At 65.4% G+C, this 26,677-nt stretch carries 22 protein-coding genes; 8 read left to right on the top strand and 14 right to left on the bottom strand.

Annotated features, from left to right (window positions below; all coding sequences use genetic code 11):
* Positions 1-131: 131 nt before the first annotated feature.
* The 7 genes from GEV02_RS28125 to GEV02_RS28155 are packed head-to-tail and all read left to right on the top strand — an operon-like array spanning position 132 to position 6,557.
* Positions 132-614, top strand: a complete 483-nt coding sequence (locus tag GEV02_RS28125) for a nuclear transport factor 2 family protein (RefSeq protein WP_152841190.1) — start codon at positions 132-134, stop codon at positions 612-614.
* A gap of 9 nt (positions 615-623) precedes the next feature.
* Positions 624-1,571, top strand: coding sequence for a catalase family peroxidase (locus tag GEV02_RS28130; protein ID WP_152841191.1), 948 nt, complete (start codon positions 624-626; stop codon positions 1,569-1,571).
* Positions 1,572-1,624: 53 nt separating this feature from the next.
* Positions 1,625-2,380 (top strand): alpha/beta fold hydrolase, encoded by a 756-nt coding sequence (locus tag GEV02_RS28135; RefSeq protein WP_152841192.1) that lies wholly within the window; start codon positions 1,625-1,627, stop codon positions 2,378-2,380.
* A gap of 18 nt (positions 2,381-2,398) precedes the next feature.
* Complete coding sequence (gene wrbA / locus GEV02_RS28140) at positions 2,399-2,998, top strand: NAD(P)H:quinone oxidoreductase (protein WP_152841193.1); 600 nt, start codon at positions 2,399-2,401, stop codon at positions 2,996-2,998.
* A 21-nt stretch (positions 2,999-3,019) separates the two neighbouring features.
* Positions 3,020-4,543 carry a GMC family oxidoreductase gene (locus tag GEV02_RS28145; RefSeq protein WP_152841194.1) on the top strand — a complete coding sequence of 508 codons (1,524 nt, stop codon included), beginning with the start codon at positions 3,020-3,022 and terminating at the stop codon, positions 4,541-4,543.
* 17 nt (positions 4,544-4,560) lie between these two features.
* A complete protein-coding gene (locus GEV02_RS28150) occupies positions 4,561-6,018 on the top strand; it encodes an aldehyde dehydrogenase family protein (protein WP_152841195.1) in 1,458 nt (485 codons plus the stop codon).
* Entirely contained in the window at positions 6,015-6,557 is a 543-nt protein-coding gene (locus GEV02_RS28155) for a hypothetical protein (RefSeq protein WP_152841196.1), read from the top strand. The genes GEV02_RS28150 and GEV02_RS28155 overlap by 4 nt, the downstream gene beginning before the upstream one ends.
* Before the next feature lie 5 nt (positions 6,558-6,562).
* Here the strand turns inward: GEV02_RS28155 and GEV02_RS28160 are convergent, their stop codons facing one another.
* The 10 genes from GEV02_RS28160 to GEV02_RS28205 all read right to left on the bottom strand — a co-directional run bounded on the left by GEV02_RS28160 (position 6,563) and on the right by GEV02_RS28205 (position 19,973).
* Positions 6,563-8,221: a hypothetical protein gene (locus tag GEV02_RS28160; RefSeq protein WP_235922996.1), complete on the bottom strand. Its 1,659-nt coding sequence runs from the start codon at positions 8,219-8,221 to the stop codon at positions 6,563-6,565.
* Between the two features lie 5 nt (positions 8,222-8,226).
* A complete protein-coding gene (locus tag GEV02_RS28165; RefSeq protein WP_152841198.1) occupies positions 8,227-10,263 on the bottom strand; it encodes a DUF4175 family protein in 2,037 nt (678 codons plus the stop codon).
* The gene (locus GEV02_RS28170) at positions 10,247-11,314 is read right to left on the bottom strand and encodes a BatA domain-containing protein (protein ID WP_152841199.1); all 1,068 of its coding nucleotides are present in this window, start codon (positions 11,312-11,314) and stop codon (positions 10,247-10,249) included. The genes GEV02_RS28165 and GEV02_RS28170 overlap by 17 nt, the downstream gene beginning before the upstream one ends.
* Before the next feature lie 13 nt (positions 11,315-11,327).
* Entirely contained in the window at positions 11,328-12,242 is a 915-nt protein-coding gene (locus GEV02_RS28175) for a DUF58 domain-containing protein (RefSeq protein WP_152841200.1), read from the bottom strand.
* Between the two features lie 9 nt (positions 12,243-12,251).
* Entirely contained in the window at positions 12,252-13,250 is a 999-nt protein-coding gene (locus GEV02_RS28180) for an AAA family ATPase (protein ID WP_152807873.1), read from the bottom strand.
* A gap of 2 nt (positions 13,251-13,252) precedes the next feature.
* On the bottom strand, positions 13,253-13,873 hold the full coding sequence (locus tag GEV02_RS28185; protein ID WP_008444191.1) for a DUF4159 domain-containing protein: 621 nt from the start codon (positions 13,871-13,873) through the stop codon (positions 13,253-13,255).
* Positions 13,874-13,883: 10 nt separating this feature from the next.
* Positions 13,884-15,221 (bottom strand): TldD/PmbA family protein, encoded by a 1,338-nt coding sequence (locus tag GEV02_RS28190; RefSeq protein WP_152841201.1) that lies wholly within the window; start codon positions 15,219-15,221, stop codon positions 13,884-13,886.
* Between the two features lie 3 nt (positions 15,222-15,224).
* Entirely contained in the window at positions 15,225-16,862 is a 1,638-nt protein-coding gene (locus GEV02_RS28195; protein ID WP_328595938.1) for a TldD/PmbA family protein, read from the bottom strand.
* 118 nt (positions 16,863-16,980) lie between these two features.
* Positions 16,981-18,318 (bottom strand): TldD/PmbA family protein, encoded by a 1,338-nt coding sequence (locus tag GEV02_RS28200; RefSeq protein WP_152841203.1) that lies wholly within the window; start codon positions 18,316-18,318, stop codon positions 16,981-16,983.
* 17 nt (positions 18,319-18,335) lie between these two features.
* Complete coding sequence (locus GEV02_RS28205) at positions 18,336-19,973, bottom strand: TldD/PmbA family protein (RefSeq protein WP_152841204.1); 1,638 nt, start codon at positions 19,971-19,973, stop codon at positions 18,336-18,338.
* 467 nt (positions 19,974-20,440) lie between these two features.
* Between GEV02_RS28205 and GEV02_RS28210 the strand changes: the two genes are divergently transcribed.
* A complete protein-coding gene (locus tag GEV02_RS28210) occupies positions 20,441-21,259 on the top strand; it encodes a class I SAM-dependent methyltransferase (protein ID WP_152841205.1) in 819 nt (272 codons plus the stop codon).
* A gap of 2 nt (positions 21,260-21,261) precedes the next feature.
* On the opposite strand, the gene GEV02_RS28215 is transcribed toward GEV02_RS28210, so the two are convergent.
* From GEV02_RS28215 to GEV02_RS28230, 4 genes are all read right to left on the bottom strand, one after another.
* Entirely contained in the window at positions 21,262-22,746 is a 1,485-nt protein-coding gene (locus GEV02_RS28215) for a methyl-accepting chemotaxis protein (RefSeq protein ID WP_152841206.1), read from the bottom strand.
* Between the two features lie 89 nt (positions 22,747-22,835).
* On the bottom strand, positions 22,836-24,407 hold the full coding sequence (locus GEV02_RS28220) for a HAMP domain-containing methyl-accepting chemotaxis protein (protein WP_152841207.1): 1,572 nt from the start codon (positions 24,405-24,407) through the stop codon (positions 22,836-22,838).
* Between the two features lie 19 nt (positions 24,408-24,426).
* Positions 24,427-24,963 (bottom strand): chemotaxis protein CheW, encoded by a 537-nt coding sequence (locus GEV02_RS28225; protein WP_152841208.1) that lies wholly within the window; start codon positions 24,961-24,963, stop codon positions 24,427-24,429.
* A gap of 11 nt (positions 24,964-24,974) precedes the next feature.
* Positions 24,975-26,672: a methyl-accepting chemotaxis protein gene (locus GEV02_RS28230; RefSeq protein ID WP_152841209.1), complete on the bottom strand. Its 1,698-nt coding sequence runs from the start codon at positions 26,670-26,672 to the stop codon at positions 24,975-24,977.
* Between the last annotated feature and the right edge of the window lie 5 nt (positions 26,673-26,677).

Consider the following 26,677-nt stretch of genomic DNA (forward strand, 5'->3'; position numbering starts at 1 on the left):
GCACGCAGCCTGGGGTTGCACTGTCCCACGGACGGGAAGGTGCTGACAGTTTCCACGGACTACCGGCGGTTGTCTATACAAATCTAGAATGAGCTCGCTTTTCCCTACCACCCAACGCAAGGAGCTTCACCATGACCGCCCCACTGTCGACCATCGACCGCTTCGAAATCTTCGAACAGCTCCATCTGCACCAGCGCTACATCGACAACGACGCCAGCCGCGCCTCCGCCGAGCTGTACGCGTCGCTGTACTGGCCGGAAGCGCGCTTCACCGTGAACGACATCCGCCAGAACGTGTTCGACGGCCCGGCCGGCATGAAGCAGCTCTACGACTATGCCCACAGCGTGTTCCCGATGCAGCGCATGCGCCACTCGCTGGGCACCTTCGTGATCCAGGGCGCGGGCGACGCCGCCACCGTCGAATGGAACTGGGTCGTCACCTGGCGCGAAGGCGGCGAAGGCTTCCTGTCGACCGGCACCTACTTCGACAAGTTCGAAAAACGCGGCGGCGTCTGGAAATGCGCGGACCGCATCTCCCACGTCGATCCGAACTGGCCGGCCGAGAAGTTCCAGCCCTGGGTGGACCGCCAGGACCAGACCTTCAAGGCATCCTGAGGCAGCGCCATGAGCGACCAACACGCAAGCGGCGACGCCTTGCTGGAAGGCCTGCTGGCGGCGCTGCAGGCCACCTTCGGCCGCCACCCCGGCCAGCGCGCCACGCATGCGAAGGGCATCGTGGCGAGCGGCTTCTTCACCGCCACGGCCGCCGCAGGGCGCTTGAGCCGCGCGGCGCACCTGCAGGGGCAAACGGTGCCGGTCACGCTGAGGTTCAGTAATTTCAGCGGCGTGCCGCAGACGCCGGACGGCGATCCCATGGCCAGCCCGCGCGGCCTGGGCATCCGCTTCCATCTGGCGGACGGCGCGGAGACGGACATCGTGGCCCACTCCTTCGACGGCTTCCCGGTGGGCTCGCCGCAGCTATTCCTCGAATTCCTGCAGGCGATTGCGGCCTCGGTCTTCGAATCCGCACCCGATGCCGCGCCGCTGGAGCGCTTCCTCGCGGCCCACGACAGTGCGCGCCACTACCTGGAAACGCCCAAGCCTGCGCCGCGCAGCTACGCTTCGCTGCCCTACTTCGGCGTCAACGCCTTCCTGCTGGCCGCCGCCGACGGCGCGCTGAGCATGGGCCGCTACCGCATCGATCCAACGCTGACACAGGCCTTCGTGCCGGACGACGAAGTGCCGGCGCAGGCCGACGGTTATCTGGCCGACGAACTGGCGGCGCGGCTGGCGCAAGGGCCAGTCTCCATGCGGCTGAAGTTCCAGCTGGCCGGCCCCGGCGACGACAGCGCCGACGGCTCCATCGCCTGGCCGCACAGCGGACCGGATGCGCGCGCCGAGATCGACCTCGGTGAATTGCGAATCACGGCGCTGGCCGATGACCAGATCCAGGCCGCGCGCGATCTGGCGCTAGATCCGGGCCGATTGATCGATGGACTGATGCTGTCCGACGATCCCATGGTCCCGGTGCGCAGCGCGGTCTACCGCCTGGCCGCAAGCCGCAGACGTTAAGCAGTTACCGAAGCACTACCCACCACAACCACCATCACATCAGGAGAACAAACATGCTGCGTAAAGCAATCGCCACGGCCGTACTGGCCACTTCCGCACTGGGCGCGCAAGCCCAGACCACCGCTGCACCTACTTCGGTCGTGCTGGTGCACGGCGCTTTCGCCGACGGCTCCGACTGGGCGCAAGTGATCCCGCTACTGCAAGCCAAAGGCCTGCACGTACAGGCGGTACAGAACAGCCTCGATTCACTGGCCGGCGACGCCGCCGCAACCCGCCGCTCCATCGACGCAGCGCCGGGCAAAGTGATCCTGGTCGGCCACTCGTGGGGCGGCAGCGTCATCACCGAAGCGGGCACCCACGCCAAAGTAGCGGCGCTGGTGTATGTCGCCGCGTTCGCGCCGGGCAGCGGCCAAAGCACCGGCGAATTGGGCAAGGACTACCCGCCATCGCAGGGCCAGCGCGAATTCGTCAAGGACGCGCACAACTACCTGTCGCTGAGCGCCAAGGGCATGAGCACCGCCTTCGCACAAGACCTGCCGGCCGACGTCACCAAAGTGATGGCCGCCACCCAGGGCGCGATCCGGGCCAAGGCTTTCGAGGACCGCATCAGCACCGCGGCATGGACCACCAAGCCGTCGTACTACATCGTCAGTGAGCAGGACCGCATGATCCCGCCCGAGCTGCAACGCGCACTGGCCAGCCGCATCAAAGCCAAGACCACCAGCCTGCAAGCCAGCCACGTCGCGCACCGCTCGCACCCGGCCGAAGTGGCACAGGTGATCCTGCAAGCGGCCGGCATCTCCCAGTAACCCCACACAGGAATTTTCATGGCCAAGGTTTTGGTACTCTACTACTCGTCCTACGGACATCTCGAACAGATGGCGCACGCCCTCGCCGAAGGCGCCAGCGCGGCCGGCGCCACCGTCGATGTCAAGCGCGTGCCGGAAACGGTGCCGGTCGAAGTGGCGCAGCGCGGCCACTTCAAACTGGACCAGATCGCACCGGTGGCCACGGCCGCCGAGCTGGAACACTACGACGCCATCATCATCGGCACGCCGACGCGCTACGGCCGCATGGCGTCGCAGATGGCGGCCTTCCTCGACCAGACCGGCGGCATGTGGGCGCGCGGCGCCTTCACCGGCAAGGTCGGCGCGGCCTTCACCTCCACCGGCACTCAGCACGGCGGCCATGAGCAGACGCTGTTCTCCGTCATCACCAACCTGCTGCACTTCGGTATGGTCATCGTCGGCATGCCGTACACGCACGCAGGCCAGTCCACGTCGGCGGAAATCGTCGGCGGCTCGCCGTACGGCGCCGGCACCATCGCCGGCAACGACGGCTCGCGCCAGCCCAGCGCCATCGACCTGGCCGGCGCCCGCCACCAGGGCGAAGTCGTCGCCCAGACTGCCGCCAAACTGTTCGGCTAACCACAGACCTCCACCACAGCCATGACTTCCCTCTCCTCCCTAAAAGTTTTGAACGACATCGTCGACATCCTGGTGGTCGGCGGCGGCTCGGCCGGCGCCGTGCTGGCCTCGCGCCTGAGCGAACGCGCCGACCGCAGCGTGCTGCTGCTTGAAGCCGGCCCGGCCCACGCGGCCTGGGACTACCCCGCAGTCATCAGCAGCAGCGACCGGCTTGGCGGCGACCAGGATCACGAATGGGGCTACAAGACCGAGCCAGGCTACATCGGCCATCCGGTCGGCGCCCTGCGCGGCAAGGTACTGGGCGGCAGCTCCGGCATCAACGGCGCCGTCGCCATCCGCGCGCGCGCCAGCGACTTCCAGAACTGGAACCTGCCCGGCTGGTCCTACGACGATCTGCTGCCGTCCTTCAAGCGCCTGGAAGACAGCGACGGCGGCGCCACCGACCTGCACGGCCAGGGCGGCCCGCTGCCAGTGCGCCAGCTGACGCGTGCGGACACCACGCCGATGCAGCAAGCCTTCACCGACGCGGCCCTCGCCGCCGGCTACGCGGCCGTTTCCGATTTCGACGGCGCGGATCCGCACGGCGTTGGTCCGTACCGCATGAACGTCGTCAACGGCGTGCGCGTCAACACCGGCATGGCTTACCTTGGCAACAGCGTGCGCGCCCGCGCCAACCTGCGCGTGCAGGGCGGCGTGACGGTCGACCGCGTACTGTTCGAAGGCACGCAAGCGGTCGGCGTGCGCCTGGCAGATGGCCAGGTCATCAAAGCAAAGCAAGTGGTGCTGAGCGCCGGCACTTACGGCAGCGCGGCCATCCTGCTGCGCTCCGGCGTCGGTCCCGCGAAAGAGCTGGAGGCGTTGGACATTCCGTCGGTGGCCAACCTGCCGGTGGGCCAGCGCCTGAAGGACCACCCGTTCTACTACAACGCCTACGCCGCCAAACCGGAAGCCATCGGCGCGCAATCGCCCGCCATCGGCGCCAAGCTGTGGACCCGCAGCAGCCTGGCCAAACCGGGCGAGCTGGATCTGCACATCACCGCCACCCACCTGTTCCCGCATGAATTCAGCCCGACCAAAGTCGGCTTCGTGCTGGCGGTGGCGCTGACGCTGCCGCAATCGGTGGGCAAGTTCCGCATCACCACGCGCGATCCGCTGGCCGCGCCGTCCATCGACCTGAACTTCCTGGCCGATGCGGGCGACCGCGCGCGCCTGCTGGAAGGCGTGAAGCTGGCGCGCAAGCTGGGCCAGACCGCCCCGCTGTCCGCGCTGGTGCACAGCGAGCTGGCGCCGGGCGCGGACGCCCAGGACGACAGCGCCATCGAACGCTCCATGCTCGACACGCTGGACACCTACCACCATCCGACTTCCACCGTGCCGATGGGCCGCGATGGCGATCCGCATACGGTGCTGGACCTTGAATGCCGCGTGCGCGGCGTGACGGGCCTGCGCGTGGTGGACGCTTCGATCTTCCCGGACACCGTGTCGGTCGCCACCAACATCACCACCATCGCGATCGCCGAACACGCGGCCGCGCGTTTCTTCTGACCTCACCGAGAACGATCATGAACAAACCTGAACACAACACGCTGGCCCGTCACTGGATCAATGGCGAATGGCTAAGCTCCGACGACATCCGCGAATCGTACAATCCCGCCACCGGCGGCGTGATCGGCACCTACGCCGACGGCGGCGCGCACGAGGCGGCGCTGGCCATCGCGGCGGCCCGCCAGGCTTTCGAACAGGGCGACTGGGCGGAAGACGCGATTCTGCGCGCCCGCGTGCTGGAAGAACTGGCGGCATCCTTCGAACGCCATCGCGATACGTTGATCGAACTGCTGGCGACGGAAAACGGCAAGATCAAGCCGGAAGCCGGCTTTGAAGTCGACATGGTGCCGTCCAAGCTGCGCTTCGCCGGCGCGCTGGCGCGTACCGAATTGGGCCGCAGCGGTTCGCCGCGCCCCAACGCGGTCTCCGTGCTGCTGCGCGAGCCGGTCGGCGTGGCCGGCATCATGGTGCCGTGGAACTCGCCGGTGATCCTGATGGTACGCTCGCTGGCGCCTGCGCTGGCGGCAGGCACCACGGTCGTCATCAAGATGCCGAGCCAGACGGCGCAGGTCAACGCGCTGGTGGCGCGCATCATGTCGGAAGCGCCGTCGCTGCCGCGCGGCGTGATTAATATGTTCACCGAGTCCGGCGCGGAAGGCGCCAAGCTGATGGTAGCCTCGCCGGACGTGCCGGTCATCAGCTTCACCGGCTCCACCCGCACCGGCCAGGCCATATCCGCCGTGGGCGCGCAGCAGCTCAAGCGCTTCGGCCTGGAACTGGGTGGCAAGACGCCGCACCTGCTGTTCGACGATGCCGATCTGGATGCGGTGCTGCCGGTGATCGAGAAATCGCTGACCGTGTTTGCCGGCCAGTTCTGCATGACCGGCTCGCGCCTGCTGGTGCACCGCGACATCGCGGCGCAGGTGCGCGAACGTCTCGCAGCGCGGCTGGACGCGGTGCGGGTTGGCCCTGCGGCCGATGCGGACAGCGATATGGGTCCGCTGATCGACAAGGCCAACGTGGCGCGCGTCGATGCGGTGGTGAACCGTGCCATCGCTTCCGGCGCCAAGGTGCTGCTGCGCGGCGGCCCTGTCAGCGAAGGCCCGCTTGCCGCTGGCGCCTTCTACCGCCCCACGCTGCTGGAAGTCTGCGACGCCAAGCTGCCTATCGTGCAGGAAGAAACCTTCGGCCCGGTGATGACGCTGCAGGTATTCGACAGCGAGCAGGAAGCCCTGGCGCTGGCCAACGACAGCGAGTACGGCCTGGCTGCGGCCATCTGGACGCGCGACACCAAGCGCTCGTTGCGCGTGGCCCGCAAGATCAAGGCAGGCACGATCTGGATCAACGACTGGGCGCAGGTGTTCGATGAGTTCGAGGAAGGCGGCTACAAGCAGTCGGGCCAAGGTCGTCTGAACGGCATGACATCCATCGACGACTTCCTGGAATCCAAGCACATCGCTTTCACCAACCTATGAGCCAGGGCGCGGCAGACCAGGCCGCGCTGCTGGTGCAGCACGCGGTGGCGCCGGCGGCCAGGTCGCAGTACGAGGTCTGGATCGCCAACGTCACCCTGGAGTGCCAGCGTTACGCAGGCTTTCAAGGGGTGGCGGTGATGCGGCCGAAAGGCCGCGATGCGACCTACACTTTGCTGGTGCATTTCGATACCCACGCGCAGCTGCAGGACTGGGTGGGATCGGAACGGCGCCGCGAATTGGTGGAGGCGTTGCGGCCCTTGCTGCTGCGCGATGAGCGTGTGCGGGCAGGCATGGGCTTGTGGTTCTCGCCTGCCTATACCGGCCCGCAGGCGAAACCGTATAAACAGTTTCTCTTGACGCTATCGGCCATCTATCCGCTTACCCAGGTGGTTCCTGCCATCTTGCGTACGCTGACCGGGAGCTGGGGCCTGCCATCGGCTGTGGTGCAACTGTCCGCGTCCGCGCTGACCGTTTGGCTGATGGTGTATGTAATTATGCCGCGCTACGTCAAGGCGGTTTCGGGCTGGTTGACGCGCTAGACAAGTCAGCGACGCTGCTCGCGCCACCACAGTCCCAGCATAGACAACGCGAACAATACGATGAACGGCGCAACCGGCAGTGGACGGCTTGGCGGCTGCGCGGCTTCGGCATTGCCGCCCGAGGCATCTGCCGCGCTGGCCGCACGCGCCGCGTAGTGCGCGGTCGCGTCGCGGCGCAGCGCCTTCTGCCATGCCGGCCAATCGGCGCGCGCATATACATACTCCATGCCCGGCTCCGCGACGCCGGCAGCCTTGAAGGTCATCCATCCGGTCTTCTGCGGCCACAGCGCGGCGCATGCCGCTTCCGCCTTGTCCGCACGCGGCTGCAACTGAAGCTGCGCGGCGTCCGCAACATCCAACACCGTTCCAGCCTTCACGCCCTGCGCGCAGATCTCGCTGCGCAAGCCGGGTAGCGGCATCGGATCGGCCATCTGCCAGCCCGTCTTCTGCACGCTGGCCAGCGAGATGGCGTCCATCGCACCCTGCCACCACAGGGCCAATGCCTGCGGTGAGCTGATTGCGTAGCGGTGCCAGTCCGACACGCCTATCCACACCACGCGTCCCTGCTGCAAATCGCGCTGCCATAGCCACGGCAGCTTCTTGCCATCGCGCGCCACGACGGACCACGGCGCGGCAGCGTTATCGTCGGGATTCAAGCCCGCCGGCGGCATCGCCAGCACAGCGCCAGCCACGGTGAACTGGCGCGTATCTTCCTTCTCCGTTGTCGGAGATTGCGGACGCAGGCGCAAGCCGAATTCACGCTGCCACATCGCCGCATCGGCGGCATTGGAACCCAGCACCACCAAGGGCACGCCCTGCCGCGTCTGCGCCAGCAATGCGCTGCGTGCCGACGGGTTCATATGCTCGACGTACGCGGCATCGACAAACACCGCGTTCGGCGCCGTCAGCGGTGCGCGCGCGGTCTCGCTGCGCGCCACGGCTTTACCGAGCGTGACGCTCCAGTCCAGTATCGCGCTGCCGTCGGCCAGCAGCTGGTTCAGTGCGCGGGCATCGAACGACGGCGCATCGAAGCGCCCTTGTATCTGCAAGGGCAACGCATCTTTCACCTGCAACGGTACCGGGCCTTGCGCGATCACCTTGCCGGCGCCATCGAGCAAGCGCGCCTGCAACACCATGGCCTCCGCCACCGGTGGCAGCCACTGTACGCTCAGTTGCGATGTCGCCGTCGCGGCGATTTGCGAATCCGCCAGCACCTGTTTGTTTTCGGCCAGCAGTTGCAGGCGCCAACCGGGTTGTGCTTGCCCGCGCCGCACCGTCAGCGTGAAGATGCGGCCGAGCGACATCGAGCGTGGGAAGTCCAGCCACAGCAAATCGGCGGCGGCAGGCTTCCATTGCACGCGGCGCGCTGGAAGATCGCGCCATTCCGCTTCGCGCAGGCCGTCGCCGCTCAAGGCGATCGACTGCGCACGCGGTATCGCCAGCAGCGCTGCTTCGCTGATGCCGCCGGATGCATCGGTCGCCACCGACACGATGTTCTCGCCCGCCTGCGGCAAACGTATATCGGCCAGCGCGACGGCCAGCGATGCCGACGCCGCGACAATCAATGCGGCATCGATCCACTTGCGCTTGCGGCCATACAGCACGGCGCTGACCGCGCCGGCAGCCAGTGCGGTGGCGGGTACGGCGAGGGTTGAAAAATCCATGTCGATCATTTCTGCTGCTCCTTGCCGCTCCAGGCCTGACGGAACGGCGTATCCGTCGAAGGCCGCGCCTGCAGCAGCACCGGAGCATCCGTCAGCGTGCCGCGCAGCCAGGCACGCAGTTCACCACGGCAGGCGGCGCAGCCATCCTGCACATCCTGCACCGCGCGCTGGGCGCTCAATTTCTGTTCCTGGTCGACGATGCGGGCGACGATGGTGTCGCGCGCCGCCTTGCTCCACAGGGCCGGCAGCGCGCCGTCCTGCGACAACGCCTGTACCAGCTCGCGTACTTCAGCCGGTACCGTGTTGTCCGCCGCACCCTGCGCGCGCTTGTAGCTCAACACGCCCACGATGTCGCCGCTCATGCGCTTCTCTTCCTTCAGCGCGGGAGGAACGAAGGCCGTGCGGTGCAGGTAGATGCGCTCCGCCGCCTGCAATTCCTTGATCGCGTCGAGTGCCTTGTACTCGGGCGGCAGCGCGGGCTTGGGCGAAACCGCGCGCAGCGATTTCTCCGCATCCCACATGGCCGACAGGGCGCGCTTCAGCACCGCCTTGGTCTTGGGGTCGAAGATGGTGGCGTTGTCTTCCTGGTCGTGCGCGTGGCCGAACTCCTTCAGCACCGACATCTCGCTGCCGAAGGCTGCCTTGCCGCCATGGTGCTCCTCACCCTCATGGTCATGCTCATCGCCGAACAGGCTGGATTCCTCGCCGAGGAACTGGCCATAGCGCAGCCGCAGCGCGGCCTGGTCCGAGGCGATGGCTTCGCTGCGCGCGCGCACCGTGGCGGCGGACATGTTGGGGTGGGCCTGCATGTCGGCCACCAGTTGTTCGGTGTCGATGATGATCTGGCGCTGGCTGCGCAGGTTTTCGGGCTTCGCCAGTGACGGCAAGGCGGTCGATTCCAGGCTCTCCGCTTCCGGCGCGGGCAGGCGCAGCGTGTAGGTTGGCGATTGCGTGGTGTGCGGATTGTCCGGCGAGTTATCGGTGGCGCGCACGAAGAAGTACAACTCGTCACCAGGCTCCATGCCCAGTTCCGTGAGCGTCCACTGCTTCTTCCAGTTGCGGACTTTGGGATCCGGCGATTGCGGCAACGGCACTTCGCGGTCGCTGAAGCGGATGTTCTCGCCGCTGCCGCGCGCCAGCGTCATATGCAGGCTGGCGCGGACGATGGCGTAGTCGTCGCGGGCGGTGACGGCGATCTGCACCGTCTTGGCGTCCTTGGACAGGACGTGTATCAATTCGGTCGGCTCGACGATGGTGACTTGCGGTGCCTGGTCGGGCGTAATGCGGATGTTGTAGCGCGTGCCGTTCTTGCCGCGTGCGCGCCAGAACAGCGATTCTTCGACGCGCTTTGCGGCGCAGGCTTCGGTGACGGGCAGGGTCTGGCCGTCGCCCAGCTCCACCACCGGCTGCGCGCCGCTCGGATTGCGCACGCACCAACGCACTTCCGAGAACTGCGGTACTTGCAGGTCGCGGGCGGCGGTTTCGAATGGCTTGACGCCGGTGTAGGCTGGAGGCTTGATGCTCAGGTAGATTTCGCCGTCGACGATAGCTTTGGCTGCCTGGCTGTCGGCGGCTGGTGCGCTGGTGGCGATCTGCTTGCCGTGGTAGCCCCATGCGGCGCCCGCTGCGGCAAGGCTGAGCAGCACGGGCAGGATGCCGACACGCACGCGGGTGCGGGCGATGCGGCGGTAGTCGTCGTCGCCCAGCGCGGAGGCCAGGCGGGCGCGCAGGCGGTCCTGCTGAAGCCTGGCGATGGGTGTGGTGGCGTCGGCGGCCAGCAGGGTGCTGCTGTCCTCCAGTGCGGGGATGGCGGCGTCCAGCCAGGAGGTCCACTCGCGCTTGAGACGTCGGCGCCAGCGGTAGATGTCTGCGGCTACCCAGATGGCCCATGGCAGTATCGCGGTGATGACCAGCGGACGGGCGGCGTGCAGCAGGATCAGGGCGATGACCAGCGGCGCCAGTGCGGCCAGCCATTGCGGTACGCGCCGGCGCAGCACGGCGGTCCACAGGTGGCGGCGCAGGGTGTTAGTTTCGCCGTACATGGGTCAGTATCCGTTCGAGTAAAAACAGCGCGAGCAGGGCTAGCGCGAGCCAGGCGGCGGGCTTGGCGTCGGTGATGGCGGGCAGCGCGCTGCGGGCGGCGGCCAGTGTTTGCGATGGCATCGGGTAGGCCGGTGCGGGAGCGGCGTTGAGCTGCTGCCAGGCTTCATAGATGGCGCGTGCGGTGTCGGCGTCGCGGGGCGGCCAGGCGTCGGTAAGCCACAAGCGGCCGCGCGGGGAGTCGGCGTATTTCAGCGTGAGGCCGTTGATGGTCAGCGTGGAGGCTTTGGCCAGTTCGGGGAAAGCGGTTGCGGAAGTAAGCCACCAGTGCGGGGCGCGCCAGCCGGCGGGCGGTGCGGCGGTGGAGTCCCAGACGATTAATTCGGTCTTGGCGCCTGGCTCGGTAGCGAGCGTGTAGCGGCTGGCGCCATCGCCAGCGCGGTCGAAGGCGGCGAACAGCGAGCGCCATGCTGCGCCCTGCTCCTGCGCCCCCGCCAGCACGATGTGACGCCCGGCCGGCGTCGGCGCCGACGCTGCGGCGGACGACGCTGCTGCGGCGGCGGTCGGCAGCTTGGTGCGTACTTCGACCTGATGGCTGAATTGCGGCACGCGGGCCGGCATCGCTACCTGGTCGGCGCGGGCGACGATCAGCAAGCGCGCGCTGGGGCGCCAATCGCGCTCGTGCTGGCGCAGCCATTGCAAGCCGTGCGACGGCAACTCGATACGCTGCGCCGTGCCCATGCCGGCGGCGGCGATCTGCTGTTCCGCCCACGCCTTGTCCGCACCTGCATCCAGCAGCACGGTATCGCCGCGCCATGGGAAGATAGTCGCGGCCAGCCAGGCGATCAAGGCCACCAGCATCAGGCAGCGCACCAGCAACAGCAGGCGATCCCGCCACTGCCACACGCGCAGCTGCTCCGGCGCGGCCGACGGCAGGAAGCGCGCCGTCGCCAGCGGCTCGGCCTTCAGGCGTTGACGCTTCTGGCGATGCCACCACACCGGCAGCAGCAACACCGGCAACGCAAGCCACCAGAATGGATAAGAACTCAGCATCGACAACCCATCATCATTTTGCGCGCGCTCCCGCTAGCTGCAACCAGCTTCGCAGCACGCCGCCCAAAGGCTGCTCGATACGCGCCTCGTAGTGGACGATATTGTTTTGACGGCAGCTGGTCGCCACCGCATCGAAGTGCGCGCGGCTTTGCTGCCTGTAGCTGTCGCGGTCCGCGTTGGTCAAACGATGCAGGCCGTCGCTCAACTCGGGATCACGGTACGCAGCGCCGGCGCGGAAGCTGGCATCCACCTCCGCCTGCGTGCGCAACGTCAGCAGACGCACGTCGTGCCGCAGACTGCGCAAGCGCAGCAACGCCTCGCTCAACGCCGACGGCCAATCGAGGAAATCGCTGGCCGCAAAAATCAAACTCGGCGACCGCGCAAAATGCAGATTCGCCTTCAGCACCTCCGCGCTTGGCAGAACGCCTTCCGGCTTGGCCTTGGCCAGCTGCGCCAGCACGCGCTGCAACTGGCGCGGCCCGCGCGAGGCCTGCGTGAATTCGACCTTGCCACCGCTGCATACCACCAACCCGAACGCATCGCCCTGCCGCTGCGCGATGGCAGCCACGCAGGCCAGTACGGTACGCGCGAACCACAGCTTATCCACGCCATTGATCTCGCGGCTAGGCTCCGCCATCGAAGCGCTGGCGTCCAGCCACAGCCAGGTGGCGACGTGGCTGTCGCGCTCCGCCTCGCGGACGAAGTAGCGGTCCGCACGCGCCAGCAGTTTCCAGTCCACGCGGCGCCACTCGTCGCCCGGCGCGTAAGCCCGGTACTCGGAAAACTCCACGCCGGCGCCCCGTTCGCGGCCCGCATGCAGGCCGTGGCCCAGTCCCGCCAGCACGTGACGGATCACCAGCTCCAGATCCTTGGTCTGCGCCATCATCGCCGTCATGGTGGCGGCGGACGGTTTAAAGGTCGATTGCATCGCGGCCTGTTATTCCGGGCGAATGTGCTCGCGCAGCGCCAGCAGGATGTCGGCAATCGCCACACCGTCCGCCTCGGCCTCGAAGTTGCGGATCACGCGATGCGCCAGCACCGGCAACAGCATCTCGGCGATATCCTCACGCGTGACGGCAAGACGGTTGTGCATCAGCGCACGCGCCTTGGAGGCCAGCACCAGCGCCTGCCCCGCACGCGGCCCCGCGCCCCAGCCCACATGCTTCTTCACCGCCGGCACCGTCGTCAACGCAGGGCGCGTGGCGCGCACCAGGCGCGTCGCATAGGCCAGCAGATGATCGCCGATCTCGATGTCGCGCACCAGCTGCTGCAGGCGCAGCAAGGTCTCAACGTCCATCACCGGATCCGCATCTTTCAGGCCAGCGTGGGTGGTGGCGGAGACCATCGCGATCTCCTCTTCCTCGGTCGGATACACCACGTCAATGCGCAACAGGAAGCGGTCCAGCTGCGCTTCCGGCAGCGGATAAGTGCCGGCCTGCTCGATCGGGTTCTGCGTCGCCAGCACGAAGAAAGGCTTGGGCAGCTTGTGCGTCTGGCCGGCGAAGGTCACGCTGCGTTCCTGCATCGCCTCCAGCAGCGCCGATTGCGTCTTCGGCGGCGCGCGGTTGATCTCGTCCGCCAGCAGCACCTGCGTGAACACCGGCCCTTGCTGGAAGCGGAACTCGCGCTTGCGCGTCGCATGGTCTTCTTCCAGGATCTCGGTGCCGACGATATCCGACGGCATCAGGTCCGGCGTGAACTGCACGCGATGGAAGTCCATATCCGTCGCCTGCGACAGCGACTTCACCAGCAGCGTCTTGCCCAGGCCCGGCACGCCCTCCACCAGCGCGTGGCCGCCGGCCAGCAAACAGATGATGAGCGAATCGATCACGTTTTCCTGACCGATGATTACACGGGACATGCTCGCCTTCAGCGCCGCCACCTTGGCGCTCAGCGCGCCGATTTCATTTTCGCTCCAGGCGATTGCACTATCCAAGATCAGGCTCCCAACGCATATTGAATGATATTGACCGCGAAGCGGGTGTTATCGACCACCAGCCACCGCTTGTTGCGGAAGTCGTAGTCCCACTCGCAGCCGTAGTCCTTGTTGCTGTACAAAAGCCGCACGCGGCCGCCGACTTCCACCGCCTTCAGGTAGTCGTGCACCAGATCGTCGCCCCAGCCGTTCAGCTCCACGCTGGTGTTCGGCGGGCCGTCGAAATGGAAGAAGCTCGAATACACCGGATGCGTATTCGGTATCTTGTGCAGCGCCTTCGGCCCGAAGATACGGGCGATTTCGGCCTCGAACGATTTGGCGAACAGGCCGTCGATATCGTGGTTGCAGTCGTCCACGAACAGGAAGCCGCCGCCCTTGATGTAGCGCTCCAGGTTCTTGCGCTCGGCCGGCGTGAACTGCACCAGCTTGTGGCCGGCGAAATAGCAGAACGGCGCCTCCAGCATCTTCGGATCGGACAGCGCGACGATGCGCTCAACGGGATCGACCCGCAAGGTCGTATATTCGACCAGCGAGTTGAGCACGTTGCTCGGCATGCGGATATCGACATCCCAGTCGCCCGACTCGTAAGTCAGGCGGGTGAAATAAAAATCGTAGTTGGCCACAACCTCGCCTTTAAACCGCGTCCGACAAGGAGGTGAAGTTAAAGTCGCGCACCTTCATCGGCGGGATCAGCATCTGGAAGCGCACCTCGTCGCCGCCGATCACCACCGGCTTGCCCAGTTCATCGATATTGTTCAGCATCGACACCGGGCTTTCGTTGAAGCGGAAGTTCTTGATCGGATGCTTGATCTTGCCGTTCTCGATGTAGAAGGTGCCGTCGCGCGTCAAGCCGGTCAGCAGCAGCGACTGCGGATCGACCATGCGGATGTACCAGGTACGCGTGACCAGCACGCCCTTCTTGGTCGACGCGATCAGTTCCTCGGTCGATTTGCCGCCGCCCGCCATAATCATGTTGCCGTGACGGCCGCTGGCGCGCTGGCCCTGCTTCTCGGCCCAGTAGCGGGTGTAGTCCAGCGAGGCCACCTTGCCGCCCTTGATGACGTCCGCGCGCTCGCGCGCCAGCATCGACGCACCGTCCCACGCCAGCACCGGCACATCCTTGTCCCACGGATCGGCCCAGACGTTGACCTGCTCGTCGAACAGCTTTTCGCCCAGGCGGTTGCCGCCGCCTTTCTTCGACAGGAAGCTGCGGCCTTCGTCGGCCTGGCGCGCATCGAAGGCGCCGAACATGCGGCCGATGATTTCCGACGTCGCCGCCGGCTCCAGGATCACCGTGTAGCGGCCCGGCTCCAGCGCCTTGGCCTCCACCGATTTCAGCGCCTTCTCGATCGCGATCTCGGACGCCTCGCGGGCATCGAACTTCTTCGCATCGTTGGCCGAGCGCGTGGCCCAGCCGGAGCCGCGTCCATCCTCGGTGCGGGTTGTGATGGTGAAGCCCAGATTGCTCAAGGTCTGGTAGCCGAACACGCCGTTCGAGTTGGCCACCGTTTCAAAGCCGGTGGTGTCGCTGAAGAAGCCAGCAGCCACCAGGCCCTGCTTGCGGCAGGCGTTGATGCTGACGGCCGCCACTTCGGCGCGGTACTCGGGATCGATGGCGGCCGTGGCCTCGCTGTAGGTGGCCGAGGTTTTGTATTCCTGCTTCTTGATCGCCGGCTGGAACTCCGGATTCTCCGGCGCCAGGCGCGCCACGTCTTCGGCGCGGCGCACGGCTTTTTCCAGCGACTTGTCGTCGAACTCATTGATCGAGGCCGTGCCCTGGCGCTTGCCGAAGGCCACGCTGATGCTCAGCTGCGTATTCTCGGTCAGGCCAGCGGTCGACACCGCGTTGCGCGCGTAGCGGATATTGCCGTTGCGGGCGCCGCTGATCTGCACGCGGCATTCGTCGGCCTTGGACAGCGACATCACCCTGTCGCAAATGCGTTTTGCTTCTTCCTGATTCAGCATCTTCATTGTTTATCCTATCTTGCGAGCGGTGTTGATGACGTTGATGCCGTTGAAGCGCGTGGTCGGAGAACCATGCGACACGGCGCTGACCTGCGAAGGCTGGCCCTTGCCATCGAAGAAGGAGCCGCCCATGCGCCAGTCGCGTTCATCGCACAGCGCCGAGCAGGCGTTCCAGAATTCCTGCGTGTTGGACTGGTAAGCCACGTCCTCCAGCTGGTTGGTGATCTTGCCGTTCTTGATCTCGAAGTACAGCTGGCCGCCGAACTGGAAGTTGTAGCGCTGCTGGTCGATCGAGTACGAGCCGCGCCCCAGGATGTAGATGCCCTTCTTGACATCCTTGACCATGTCATCCGGCGTCAGCGGCTTCTTGCCCGCTTCCAGCGACACGTTGGGCATGCGCTGGAACTGCACGCTGCTCCAGCTGTCCGCATACGAGCAGCCGTGCGATTCTTTTTCGCCGATGATGGCCGCCTGGTCGCGCGTGGCCTGGTAGTTGACCAGGATGCCGTTGCGGATCAGGTCCCAGCGCTTGGAGGCAACGCCTTCGTCGTCGTAGCCCACGCAGCCCAGCGAGCCTGGCGTGGTCTTGTCGGCGACGATGTTGACCATGTCCGAACCGTATTTGAAGTTTTTGCTCTTCCACTTGTCCAGCGTGGCGAAGCTGGTGCCGGCGTAATTGGCCTCGTAGCCCAGCACGCGATCCAGTTCGGTGGCGTGGCCGACCGATTCATGGATGGTCAGGAACAGGTGTTCCGGCGACAGCACCAGATCGTATTTGCCCGGTTCGACGGTTTTCGCGGTCAGCTTTTCGCGGGCCTGGCGGCCGGCGGCGCGGGCGTCCTCGATCAGATCGTAGGCGCCCTTGTACAGCGTGGTGACGTTGCCGGCGGCCTTGACCTTGTTGGACTCCCTGGCGTCGAAGAATTCATAGCCCATGCTGGCCGGCGACGACAGGCCGTCGCGCGTGCGGAAGCGGTTGCTGGTCTTGTCGACAGCGGTGGCGGTCAGCGGCGCCCACAGGCGATGGATGTCCTGGTCGATGTAGGAGCCGTCGGTGGAAGCGAAGTACTTCTGCTGGTTCACCTGGAACAGGTTGGACGACATGAAGCTGGCGCCCGCGTCCAGGCCTGCCTTGTTGGCGGCGATCAGCATCTCGGCCTTTTCCTTGATCGGCACGATGCGCCAATCCTTCTTGAACGGCGTGGCCCACGCCACTTCGCCCACGCCTTTGACAGGCGCCAGCACCACAGGCTCGGTTTGCAGCTTGGCGTTGGCGCGCGCGATGGCGACCGCCTGGCGCGCGGCGGCGGCCACCGAGTCCAGCGTCATGACGTTGGTCGAGCAGAAGCCGTAGGCGCCGCCCGCGATCACGCGCACGCCGACGCCGGACGATTCGGTGTTGACGATGTTTTCCACGTTCAGGTCGCGCGTGGTGAGGAACTGGTTCAGATAGCGGCCGATACGCACGTCGCAGTAGCTGGCGCCGGCCTTGGTGGCGGCATTCATCGCGGCGTCGGCCAGCGATTTCTTGAACTGCACGGCCACGGGGTTGAGCAGTTCTTCGGCCGCGATGGCGTTGCCGAAGACCGGTATCAGCAGGCTGCCGCCGGCGGCCGCACTAACTTTTAGAAATGAACGTCGTTCCACTTGAGACTCCTGACAGCAGGCCTTACCGCCGTCATTCCCGCGCAGGCGGGAATCCATACTTCGCCGGCCAGGAAGCTCGGCATGGGTTCCCGCCTGCGCGGGAACGACGGCTCTTGCTTTAAACCGCGTCGGAAAGCGAAGTAAAGTTAAAGTCGCGCACCCGCATCGCCGGTATCAGCAGCTGGAACTGCGACTCGTCGCCCGACAGGATCTCCGGCCGGCCCAGTTCCTCGATGTTGTTCAACATCGTCACCGGGCTTTCGTTGAAGCGGAAATTCTTGATCGGATGCTTGATCTTGCCGTTCTCGATGTAGAAGGTACCGTCGCGGGTCAAGCCAGTCAGCAGCACCGACTGCGGATCGACCATGCGGATGTACCAGGTACGCGTGACCAGCACGCCCTTCTTGGTATTGGCGATCAGCTCCTCGGTCGACTTGTTGGTGCCGGCCATGATGATGTTGCCCGGCGCGCCGACGGCGCGCTTGCCCTGCTTCTTGGCCCAGTAGGTCGAGTAATCGAGGTTGGCGATCTTGCCGCCCTTGATGATGTCCTGGCGTTCGCGGGCCAGCATGTTCTGGCCGTCCCACGGCAGCACCGCCACGTCCTTGTCCCACGGGTCGGCCCAGACGTTGACCTGCTCGTCGAACAGCTTCTCGCCCATGCGGTTGCCGCCGCCTTTTTTCGACAGGAAGCTGCGGCCTTCGTCGGCCTGGCGCGCATCGAAACCGTTGAACATGAAGGCCAGCAGGTCCGAGGTCGCCGCCGGTTCCAGGATCACCGTGTAGCGGCCCGGCTCCAGCGCCTTGGCTTCCACCGAACGCAGCGCTTTTTCAATCGCCACATTGGACGCTTCGCGCGCGTCGAACTTGCTGACGTCACCGACGCTGCGCTTGACCCAGCCCGAACCGCGGCCGTCTTCCGTGCGCACGGTGACGGTGAAGTCCAGGCCCGTGTCCTGCTGGTAGCCGAACACGCCGTTGGAGTTGGCGATGGTGGTGAACTGCGAGCTGTCGCTGAAGAAGCCGGCGGCCACCAGCTTGTTCTTCTTGCTGTTCTCGATGCTGTAGGCCGCCACCTGCGCGCGGAATTCAGGATCGATGTCGGCGGTCTTCTGGAAGAAGGTCTGGCTGGCCTTGTATTCCTGCTTGGTCGGCGTCGGCATGAACTCCGGATTTTCCGGCGCCAGGCGCGCCAGGTCTTCCGCACGGCGTACCACTTTTTCCAGCGACTTGTCGTCAAACTCGTTGATGGTGGCCGTGCCCTGCTTCTTGCCGAAGGCGACCGACACGCTCAGTTGCGTGTCTTCGATCAAACCAGCGGTCGACACGGCATTGCGGGCGTAGCGGATATTGCCTTTGCGGCTGCCGGTGATGTTCACTTCGCACTGGTCGCCCTTGGAAAAGGACAGCACTTTGTCGCTGATGCGTTTTGCTTCGTCTTGACTCAAATTCTTCATCTCGTGGTCTCCAGGGCTTAGCCGATTTTGCGTGCGGTGTTGATGACGTTGATGCCGTTGAAGCGCGCCGTACTGGCGCCGTGCGACACCACCGACACCTGCGAAGGCTGGCCTTTGCCGTCAAAGAAGGAACCGCCCATGCGCCAATCGCGCTCGTCGCACAGACCGGCGCAGGCATTCCAGAACTCCTGGGTATTCGATTGATAGGCCACGTCTTCCAGCATCGCGCCGATCTTGCCGTTCTTGATTTCGTAGAACAGCTGGCCGCCGAACTGGAAGTTGTAGCGCTGCTGGTCGATCGAGAAGGAACCGTCGCCGACGATGTAGATGCCCTTCTTGACGTCCTTGACCATCTCGTCCGGGGTCATCTTCTTTTTGCCCGCTTGCAGCGAGACGTTGGGCATGCGCTGGAACTGCACGCTGCTCCAGTTGTCCGCATACGAGCAGCCGTGCGATTCCTTCTCGCCGATGATGTGGGCCTGGTCGCGGGTGGCCTGGTAGTTGACCAGGATGCCGTCCTTGATGATGTCCCAGCGCTTGCACTTGACGCCTTCGTCGTCGTAGCCGACGTTGGCCAGCGAGCCCGGAGTGGTCTTGTCGGCGACGATGTTGACCATCTCCGAACCGTACTTGAATTTCTTCGACTGCCATTTGTCCAGCGTGGCGAAGCTGGTGCCGGCGTAGTTGGCCTCGTAGCCCAGCACGCGATCGAGTTCGGTCGGGTGGCCGACCGATTCGTGGATGGTCAGCCACAGGTGTTCCGGCGACAGCACCAGGTCGTACTTGCCCGGCTCGACCGACTTGGCGGTCAGCTTCTGCTTGGCCTGCTTGCCGGCCGCGCGCGCATCTTCGATCAGGTCGTAGGACTGGGTGTACAGCGTGGTCACGCCGCCGGCCGCCTTGATCTTGTGCTCGGGACGCGCATCCAGGTATTCGTAGCCCATGCCGACCGGCGACGACAGGCCCTGGCGCGAGCGGAACTTGTTGGTCTTCTGGTCGACGGCGGTGGCGAACACCGGCATCCACAGGCGGTGCAGGTCCTGGTCGATGTAGGAGCCGTCGGTGGAGGCGAAGTACTTCTGCTGGTTCACCTGGAACAGCAGCGACTGCATGAAGCTGGCGCCGCCTTCCATGCCGGCCTTGTTGGCGGCGATCAGCAGGTCGGCCTTCTCCTTGATGGCGACGGTGCGCCAATCCTTGACGATGGGCGTGGCCCACGCCACTTCGCCCACGCCCTTGACCGGGGCCAGGATGACCGGTTCGGTCTGCAGCTTGGCGTTGGCCTTGGCGATGGCGACGGCCTGGCGCGCGGCCGCGGCCACGCCGTCCGGCGTCATGTCGTTGGTGGCGGCAAAGCCGTAGGCGCCGCCGGCGATCACGCGCACGCCGACACCGGCCGATTCCGTGTTGACCACGTTCTCGACGTTCAGGTCGCGGGTGGTGATGAACTGGTTCAGGTAGCGGCCTACGCGTACGTCGCAGTAGGAAGCGCCGGCCTGGGTCGCCGCGGTCAGCGCGGTATCGGCCAGCATTTTCTTGAATTGCAGGGCGACTGGCTTGAGCAGCTCTTCCGCCGCGATTGCGCGACCGAAAGCGGGCAGCAGCATCGTGCCCAGGGCCAGACTACTAACATTGAGGAATGCACGTCGTTCCATCGTATCTCCAAAAACGTAACAGCAAGGATTAGATTGCGGGCCGGTCGCCCGGGGTTCTGCTTTTTATTTGCTTTTCTAGCTGGAACTACTTCTTTACCGCTCGTTGCTTTGCACTACACCTGAATATCCGCCGCCGTTTCCGCCGGTTTTGCAATATTAGCGCCGGATTAAGGAACGAGATAGGCAAATTTTGTGCCACGAATAAGCATGTTGAAAGCCGCTGTTTTTGCGACGATGGGCATGGTGGAGTGTCCGCATAAGTGTCCGGCGGACTGTCCGCCAGTGTCCGCGAGTGTCCGCTAGCGGAGGGCGTTGGAAATGCTGCGCTGCAGCGGTGCGCGGCGCTCCGTCACGGTGCGGCGGAGCGTCATCCCAATTCGCTTGACCTGCATGCCGCCCTGGACCATGATCGCGCAGGGCGAGCGGCTGCGCATCGTCCACACATACGAACCCTCAGGAGACTCTGCATGAAACGAACCGTACTTGCCGCCCTGGCCACCACCACCATGCTGTTCAGCGCCGCCGGCGCCATCGCCGCCGAAGACGCCGCGCTGAAGGCCGCCATCGCCGCGCCATCGCGCACGCCGGCCAACGTCGAACGCGACGTGTATCGCCATCCGTACGAGACGCTGAACTTCTTCGGCATCAAGCCGACCATGACGGTGGTGGAACTGGCGCCGGGCGGCGGCTGGTACACCGAGATCCTCGCGCCCTACCTGCGCGACCACGGCAAGCTGATCGCCGCCGGCAACGACCTGGCCTCGCCCGACGCCAACGAACGCAAAGGCGCGGAGCGCTACATGGCGCGCCTGAACGCCAAGCCGGAGGTGTACAACAAGGTGGCGCTGGGCGTGTTCTCGCCGCCGCGCAAGTATGAATTCGCGCCGGCCGGCAGCGTCGACATGGTGCTCACCTTCCGCAACATCCACAACTGGATGGAAACCGGTCCGGACAACCTGAAAACGCTGTTCGGCAGCGTGTACACCAGTTTGAAAAAGGGCGGCGTGTTCGGCGTGGTCGAGCATCGACTGCCGGCCTCCAAGGTGCAGGACAAGGATGCCAGCACCGGCTACATGCACGAGAAGTATGTGATCGGCCTGGCCGAAGCGGCCGGCTTCAAGCTGGCGGACAAGTCGGAGGTCAACGCCAATCCGAAGGACAACGCCGAGCACAAAGGCGGCGTCTGGGCGCTGCCGCCGACCTACGCCAACAAGGACGCGGACCGCGAGATGTACAAGGCGATCGGCGAGAGCGACCGCATGACGCTGAAGTTCGTCAAGCCGTAACGTTAAAACCGCGTGAACTTGTTCTCGTCCGGCGCGCCGTCGGCCACCAGGTCGAGTTTGCGCGCCGGGCGGGCGTTGCGGGGCGCGCCCGGCTTCAGCACCGCCGCGCGCCGCAATGACGACACGCGCGGCGCATCGTCCACCGCATACTGCTTGAACACCGCCATCAGCTGGCCGAGCTGCTCGGCCTGGGCGCTCATCTCTTCCGACGTGGCCGCCAGTTCCTCCGAGCTGGCCGCGTTGACCTGCGTGGTCTGGCTCAGCTGAATCACCGCGCTGTTAATCTGCCGCACGCCGGAACTCTGCTCTTCCGACGCCGCTGAAATTTCCTGCACCAGGTCCGACGTCTTGCGGATGTTGGGCACCAGCGCATCGAACATCTGGCCGGCCTGCTCGGCCAGCTCCACGCTGTCCGACGCCACCTTGCTGATTTCCTGCGCCGCCACCTGGCTGCGCTCGGCCAGCTTGCGCACCTCGGCCGCCACCACCGCGAAACCCTTGCCGTGTTCATGCGCGCGCGCCGCCTCGATGGCCGCGTTCAGCGCCAGCAGATTGGTCTGGTAGGCGATGTCGTCGATGATGCCGATCTTGCTGGCGATCTGCTTCATCGCCGCCGCCGTGGCCTTGACCACTTCGCCGCCGCGCGCGGCGTCGACCGCCGCCTGCGTGGCGATGCCGTCGGTGACCTTGGCGTTCTCGGTGTTCTGCGCGATCGACGCCGTCATCTGCTCGATGGACGCGCTGGTTTCCTCCACGCCCGCCGCCTGCTCGCTGGCCGCCTGCGACAGCGACTGCGCCGTCGAACTGACTTCCTCCGACGCGCCGGCCAGGCTGGAAACGACCAGCTGCACTTCGCGCACGATGCCCGACAGGCTGCGCGCCAGCCACACCGCCAGCACGCAACCGAGCACCGCGATCAGCACATCCATCGCCAGGATCAGGCGCTTGGCGGAATCGGTCACTTCCGTCATGGCGGCCGATTCGCCCTGGGTTTCGCTGTCGTTGACCTTGAGGAGTTTGCGGAAGGCGGTCGAGATGGCCTCGTCGGCGCCCTTGATAGCCTTGTCCATCTCCACCGCCGTCATGCCCTTCTCCTGCATCGCTTCCAGCTTGCTCATGCTGTCGCCGTAAGCCTTGGTGCCGGCCAGCACCTCGTTCATCAGCGACTGCTCATCGGCGGTGAGGCCGCCGCCGCCCTTGTAGTTGGCGATCTCCTTGTCGATGGCCGCCAGGTCGGCGCGGAACTGCACATTGTTGTCGCCGCCGCGCAGGATGTAGTTCTTGAAATGGCGCACCGCGTGGCCGTGGGCGGTGACGCCCTCCAGCACGGCGTTCTTGCGCGCCAGCGTGATGCTCTCGAACTCGGTCCAGTGTTCGTGAAGCGAGCTGAGCTTAGCGAAGGCGATCACACCCAGCAGCACCACCAGCACTACGATGGCGCCAAATCCGGCATGCAGCCGGGTCTCCATTTTCATCTGCTTGAACATGAGAGATTTCTCCATTCGACGGGGAGGTCCACGATGCATTGTGAACCAATCCGCCGCTGCAAATCTCACCAATACTCACCTGTGGCGAACTACCCACGACGCCGGTGTCCGGCCCCGGCCAGCTTGAAGAAAGCCATGGTCTGCTGCAACTGCTCAGCCTGGCCGCTCATCTCTTCGGCGGTGGCGGCCAGCTCCTCGGAACTGGAGGCGTTCTGCTGCGTGGTCTGGCTCAGCTGCGTGACCGCCGCGTTGATCTGGCCGACGCCGGCCGACTGCTCTTCCGACGCCGCCGTGATCTCCTGCACCAGGTTGGAGGTGCGGCGGATATTCGGCACCATCTCGTCCAGCAGGCGGCCGGCCTTCTCCGCCAGCTCGACGCTGCTCGACGCCACCTGTTCGATTTCCTGCGCCGCCACCTGGCTGCGTTCGGCCAGCTTGCGCACCTCGGCCGCCACCACCGCGAAGCCCTTGCCATGCTCGCCCGCGCGCGCCGCCTCGATGGCCGCGTTCAGCGCCAGCAGATTGGTCTGGTAGGCGATGTCGTCGATGATGCTGATCTTCTTGGCGATCTGCTGCATCGCCGCCACCGTCGACTTGACCGCCTCGCCGCCCTCGGACGCTTCCACCGCCGCCTTGCTGGCGATGCCGTCGGTGACTTTGGCGTTTTCCGTGTTCTGCGAAATCGACGCCGTCATCTGTTCCACCGAGGCGCTGGTCTGCTCGGTGCCGGCGGCCTGCTCGCTGGCGGCCTGCGACAGCGACTGCGCCGTCGCGCTCACTTCCTCGGAAGCGCTGGCCAGCGCCTCGGCGCCGTTGTTCACTTCCTGCACCACCTGCGACAGCTTTTCGATCATGCCCCGCATCGCCGCCAGCAGGCTGGTGGTGTCGCCCGGCTTGATGGCGACATCGGCGCTGAGGTCGCCGTCCGCCACCTGGCGCACGATCTCCGCCGCATAGCCCGGATCGCCGCCCAGCTGGCGCAGGATGCCGCTCAGGATCAGCAGGCCCAGCGACACCAGCAAGGCCAGCGCCACGCCGGAGGCCACGTACATGCTGGTCAGCGCGCTGGCCGATGCGGCATCGGCCTCGATCACCGCGTCCTCGCCGTACTTGACGTTCATCGCCACCAGTTTGTCCAGGCTGCTCTCCACATCATGGAAGGCCGGACGATTCGCGGTCAGCTTGCCGTGCAGCGCGATAAACAAGTCCTTGCGCTTGGCAGGATCGGTGGACTGGATCTGCTTCAGGATGTCGCCGAACTCGGCATCCTTCTGCTTCCACGTATCCCACTGCTTGACGAAGGTTTTCCACACCGCCGCCTCTTCGCTGCTCTGCGGCAGAGGATCGTAGATCTTCCAGGCCTTGTCGATCTCGCCGAAGATCTCCGCGCGACGCTTGACCTGCTGGGCGATTTCCGCCGTGTCCTCGGGGTACATGGAAACGGCATCGGCGCCACGGTTGGAGGACCGGATCGCGGTCTTGCCTTCATTGATGGCCATCAGCGCCTGCACCGATGGCATCCGGTTCTTGCCGATTTCGGCCAGCATCGCACTCTCTTTTTTCAGCCCCTGGAAGGCGATCACCATCACCAGCAGCAGCGCCAGAACGGCGACAGCGATCAGCGTCAGGATCTTGGTCCTGACTGTTATCGTGGCAAGCATGTAAGACTCCCGGTAAGTGTTACGAATGTTGCGGCAATGCGCCGCCTGCCGCCAGCGCGGCGATCTCGCTGGCCGATACCACGTGTTGCACATTCAGCAGCAGCACGAAGCGCCCCTGCACCTTGCCTATCCCCTGCAGCATTTCGGCGCGCACCTGGGCGCCGAAGCTGGGGGCCGGTTCGATATCGGCCGGCGGAATGTCCAGCACCGCGTTGACCGCGTCGACCAGGATGCCGATCACGAACGGGCCGTCGTCGCTGTCGACTTCGACCACGATGATGCAGGTGCGCTTGCCGATCGGCGAGGGCTCGCGCTCCAGCCTGCGCGCCAGGTCCAGCACCGGCACCGCCGTGCCGCGCAGGTTGATGACGCCGCTGATACAGGGTGGCATCTGCGGCACCGGCGTCACCCCGGCGTACTCCAGGATTTCGCGCACGGCCAGGATGCCGATGGCGAACATGTCCTGTCCCAGCATGAAGCTGAGGAACTGCGACGGGGTCGCACCGGCCAGCTGCTTCGGGTCGGACTTCGGGTCGGATCGGATCATGGTGTTCATCGCCGCCTCGCTCAGAATTTAACGAAATGCGATTCGTCAGGCTCGCTCATTTCCGTCATGCGGCGGTTGCCGCCCACGCCGGCCGCCATGCGCCCGCCCGCGCGCGCCATCGGCTTGCCGGGCTTGCGCGCCACCGTCGTCGTGCGGATGGGCCGCGACACGCCGGCCAGCTTGAAGAAGGACATGGTCTGCTGCAGCTGCTCGGCCTGGCCGCTCATCTCTTCGGCGGTGGCGGCCAGCTCCTCGGAACTGGAGGCGTTCTGCTGCGTGGTCTGGCTCAGCTGTGTGACGGCCGCGTTGATCTGGCCGACGCCGGCCGACTGCTCTTCCGACGCCGCCGTGATCTCCTGCACCAGGTTGGAGGTGCGGCGGATATTCGGCACCATCTCGTCCAGCAGGCGGCCGGCCTTCTCCGCCAGCTCGACGCTGCTCGACGCCACCTGTTCGATTTCCTGCGCCGCCACCTGGCTGCGTTCGGCCAGCTTGCGCACCTCGGCCGCCACCACCGCGAAGCCCTTGCCATGCTCGCCCGCGCGCGCCGCCTCGATGGCCGCGTTCAGCGCCAGCAGATTGGTCTGGTAGGCGATGTCGTCGATGATGCTGATCTTCTTGGCGATCTGCTGCATCGCCGCCACCGTCGACTTGACCGCCTCGCCACCCTCGGCCGCCTCCAGCGAGGCCTTGCTGGCGATGCCGTCGGTGACTTTGGCGTTTTCCGTGTTCTGCGAAATCGACGCCGTCATCTGCTCCACGGAAGCGCTGGTCTCTTCGGTGCCGGCGGCCTGCTCGCTGGCGGCCTGCGACAGTGACTGCGCCGTCGCGCTCACTTCCTCGGAGGCGCTGGCCAGCGCTTCGGCGCCGTTGTTCACTTCCTGCACCACATGCGACAGTTTTTCTATCATGCCCTTCATCGCCGCCAGCAGGCTGGTGGTGTCGCCGTTCTTCAGCGCGACGTCGGCGCTCAGATCGCCGTCCGCCACCTGGCGCACGATCTCGGCCGCATACGACGGATCGCCGCCCAGCTGCTTCATGATGCCGTTCAGGATCACCAGTCCGATCGCCACCAGCAGCGCCAGCGCCACGCCGGACGCCGTGTACATCAGGCTGAGCGCGTGGGCGGAGGACTCGTCGGCATTCTTGACGTCGCCCTCGCCGTAGGCGATGTTGAGCGCCACCAGCTTGTTCAGGCTTTCCTCCGCATCGTGGAAGGCAGGACGGTTTTCCTGCAGGGTCTTGTGCACGGTGACATAAAGCTCCTTGCGCTTGACGCTATCGGCCAGCACGATCTGGCCGGCCAGATCGTTGATGATGGCGTCACGCGCCTTCCAGGTTTCCCACTGCTTGACGAAGGTCTTCCAGACCGTCGCCTCTTCGGTCTCCTGTGGCAGCGCGTCGTAGATTTTCCAGGCTTTGTCGATGTCGCCCCAGATCTCTTGCTTGCGCTTGATTTCATGCGCGACGTTGCCCGCTTCCTCAGGATAGGCCGCAGTGGTGTCGATCGAGCGGCTGGCCGAGCGCAGCGCCGTCTGCCCCTCGCTGATCTGCAGCAGCGCCTGCACCGACGGCATGCGGTTCTTGCCGATCTGGTTGAGCATCGCGCCTTCCTGCTTCAATCCCAGGAAGGCGATCGTCACCACCACCACCAGCGCTAGCACCGCCACCGTCAGCAGTATGAGTATCTTGGCCCTGACCGTTAACATAGACAACATGATGA

The sequence above is a fragment of the Rugamonas aquatica genome, from assembly GCF_009380215.1.
Taxonomy (GTDB): domain Bacteria; phylum Pseudomonadota; class Gammaproteobacteria; order Burkholderiales; family Burkholderiaceae_D; genus Rugamonas; species Rugamonas aquatica_B.

What these genes read in the sequence shown, in the direction of transcription:
- GEV02_RS28210 (WP_152841205.1), top strand. Translation starts at nt 20,441, where the DNA reads ATGAAACGAACCGTACTTGCCGCCCTGGCCACCACCACCATGCTGTTC.
- GEV02_RS28215 (WP_152841206.1), bottom strand. Translation starts at nt 22,746, where the DNA reads ATGTTCAAGCAGATGAAAATGGAGACCCGGCTGCATGCCGGATTTGGC.
- GEV02_RS28155 (WP_152841196.1), top strand. Translation starts at nt 6,015, where the DNA reads ATGAGCCAGGGCGCGGCAGACCAGGCCGCGCTGCTGGTGCAGCACGCG.
- GEV02_RS28160 (WP_235922996.1), bottom strand. Translation starts at nt 8,221, where the DNA reads ATGGATTTTTCAACCCTCGCCGTACCCGCCACCGCACTGGCTGCCGGC.
- GEV02_RS28190 (WP_152841201.1), bottom strand. Translation starts at nt 15,221, where the DNA reads ATGAAGATGCTGAATCAGGAAGAAGCAAAACGCATTTGCGACAGGGTG.
- GEV02_RS28225 (WP_152841208.1), bottom strand. Translation starts at nt 24,963, where the DNA reads ATGAACACCATGATCCGATCCGACCCGAAGTCCGACCCGAAGCAGCTG.
- GEV02_RS28125 (WP_152841190.1), top strand. Translation starts at nt 132, where the DNA reads ATGACCGCCCCACTGTCGACCATCGACCGCTTCGAAATCTTCGAACAG.
- GEV02_RS28135 (WP_152841192.1), top strand. Translation starts at nt 1,625, where the DNA reads ATGCTGCGTAAAGCAATCGCCACGGCCGTACTGGCCACTTCCGCACTG.
- GEV02_RS28200 (WP_152841203.1), bottom strand. Translation starts at nt 18,318, where the DNA reads ATGAAGAATTTGAGTCAAGACGAAGCAAAACGCATCAGCGACAAAGTG.
- GEV02_RS28220 (WP_152841207.1), bottom strand. Translation starts at nt 24,407, where the DNA reads ATGCTTGCCACGATAACAGTCAGGACCAAGATCCTGACGCTGATCGCT.
- GEV02_RS28230 (WP_152841209.1), bottom strand. Translation starts at nt 26,672, where the DNA reads ATGTTGTCTATGTTAACGGTCAGGGCCAAGATACTCATACTGCTGACG.
- GEV02_RS28165 (WP_152841198.1), bottom strand. Translation starts at nt 10,263, where the DNA reads ATGTACGGCGAAACTAACACCCTGCGCCGCCACCTGTGGACCGCCGTG.
- GEV02_RS28175 (WP_152841200.1), bottom strand. Translation starts at nt 12,242, where the DNA reads ATGCAATCGACCTTTAAACCGTCCGCCGCCACCATGACGGCGATGATG.
- GEV02_RS28130 (WP_152841191.1), top strand. Translation starts at nt 624, where the DNA reads ATGAGCGACCAACACGCAAGCGGCGACGCCTTGCTGGAAGGCCTGCTG.
- GEV02_RS28145 (WP_152841194.1), top strand. Translation starts at nt 3,020, where the DNA reads ATGACTTCCCTCTCCTCCCTAAAAGTTTTGAACGACATCGTCGACATC.
- GEV02_RS28170 (WP_152841199.1), bottom strand. Translation starts at nt 11,314, where the DNA reads ATGCTGAGTTCTTATCCATTCTGGTGGCTTGCGTTGCCGGTGTTGCTG.
- wrbA (WP_152841193.1), top strand. Translation starts at nt 2,399, where the DNA reads ATGGCCAAGGTTTTGGTACTCTACTACTCGTCCTACGGACATCTCGAA.
- GEV02_RS28205 (WP_152841204.1), bottom strand. Translation starts at nt 19,973, where the DNA reads ATGGAACGACGTGCATTCCTCAATGTTAGTAGTCTGGCCCTGGGCACG.
- GEV02_RS28150 (WP_152841195.1), top strand. Translation starts at nt 4,561, where the DNA reads ATGAACAAACCTGAACACAACACGCTGGCCCGTCACTGGATCAATGGC.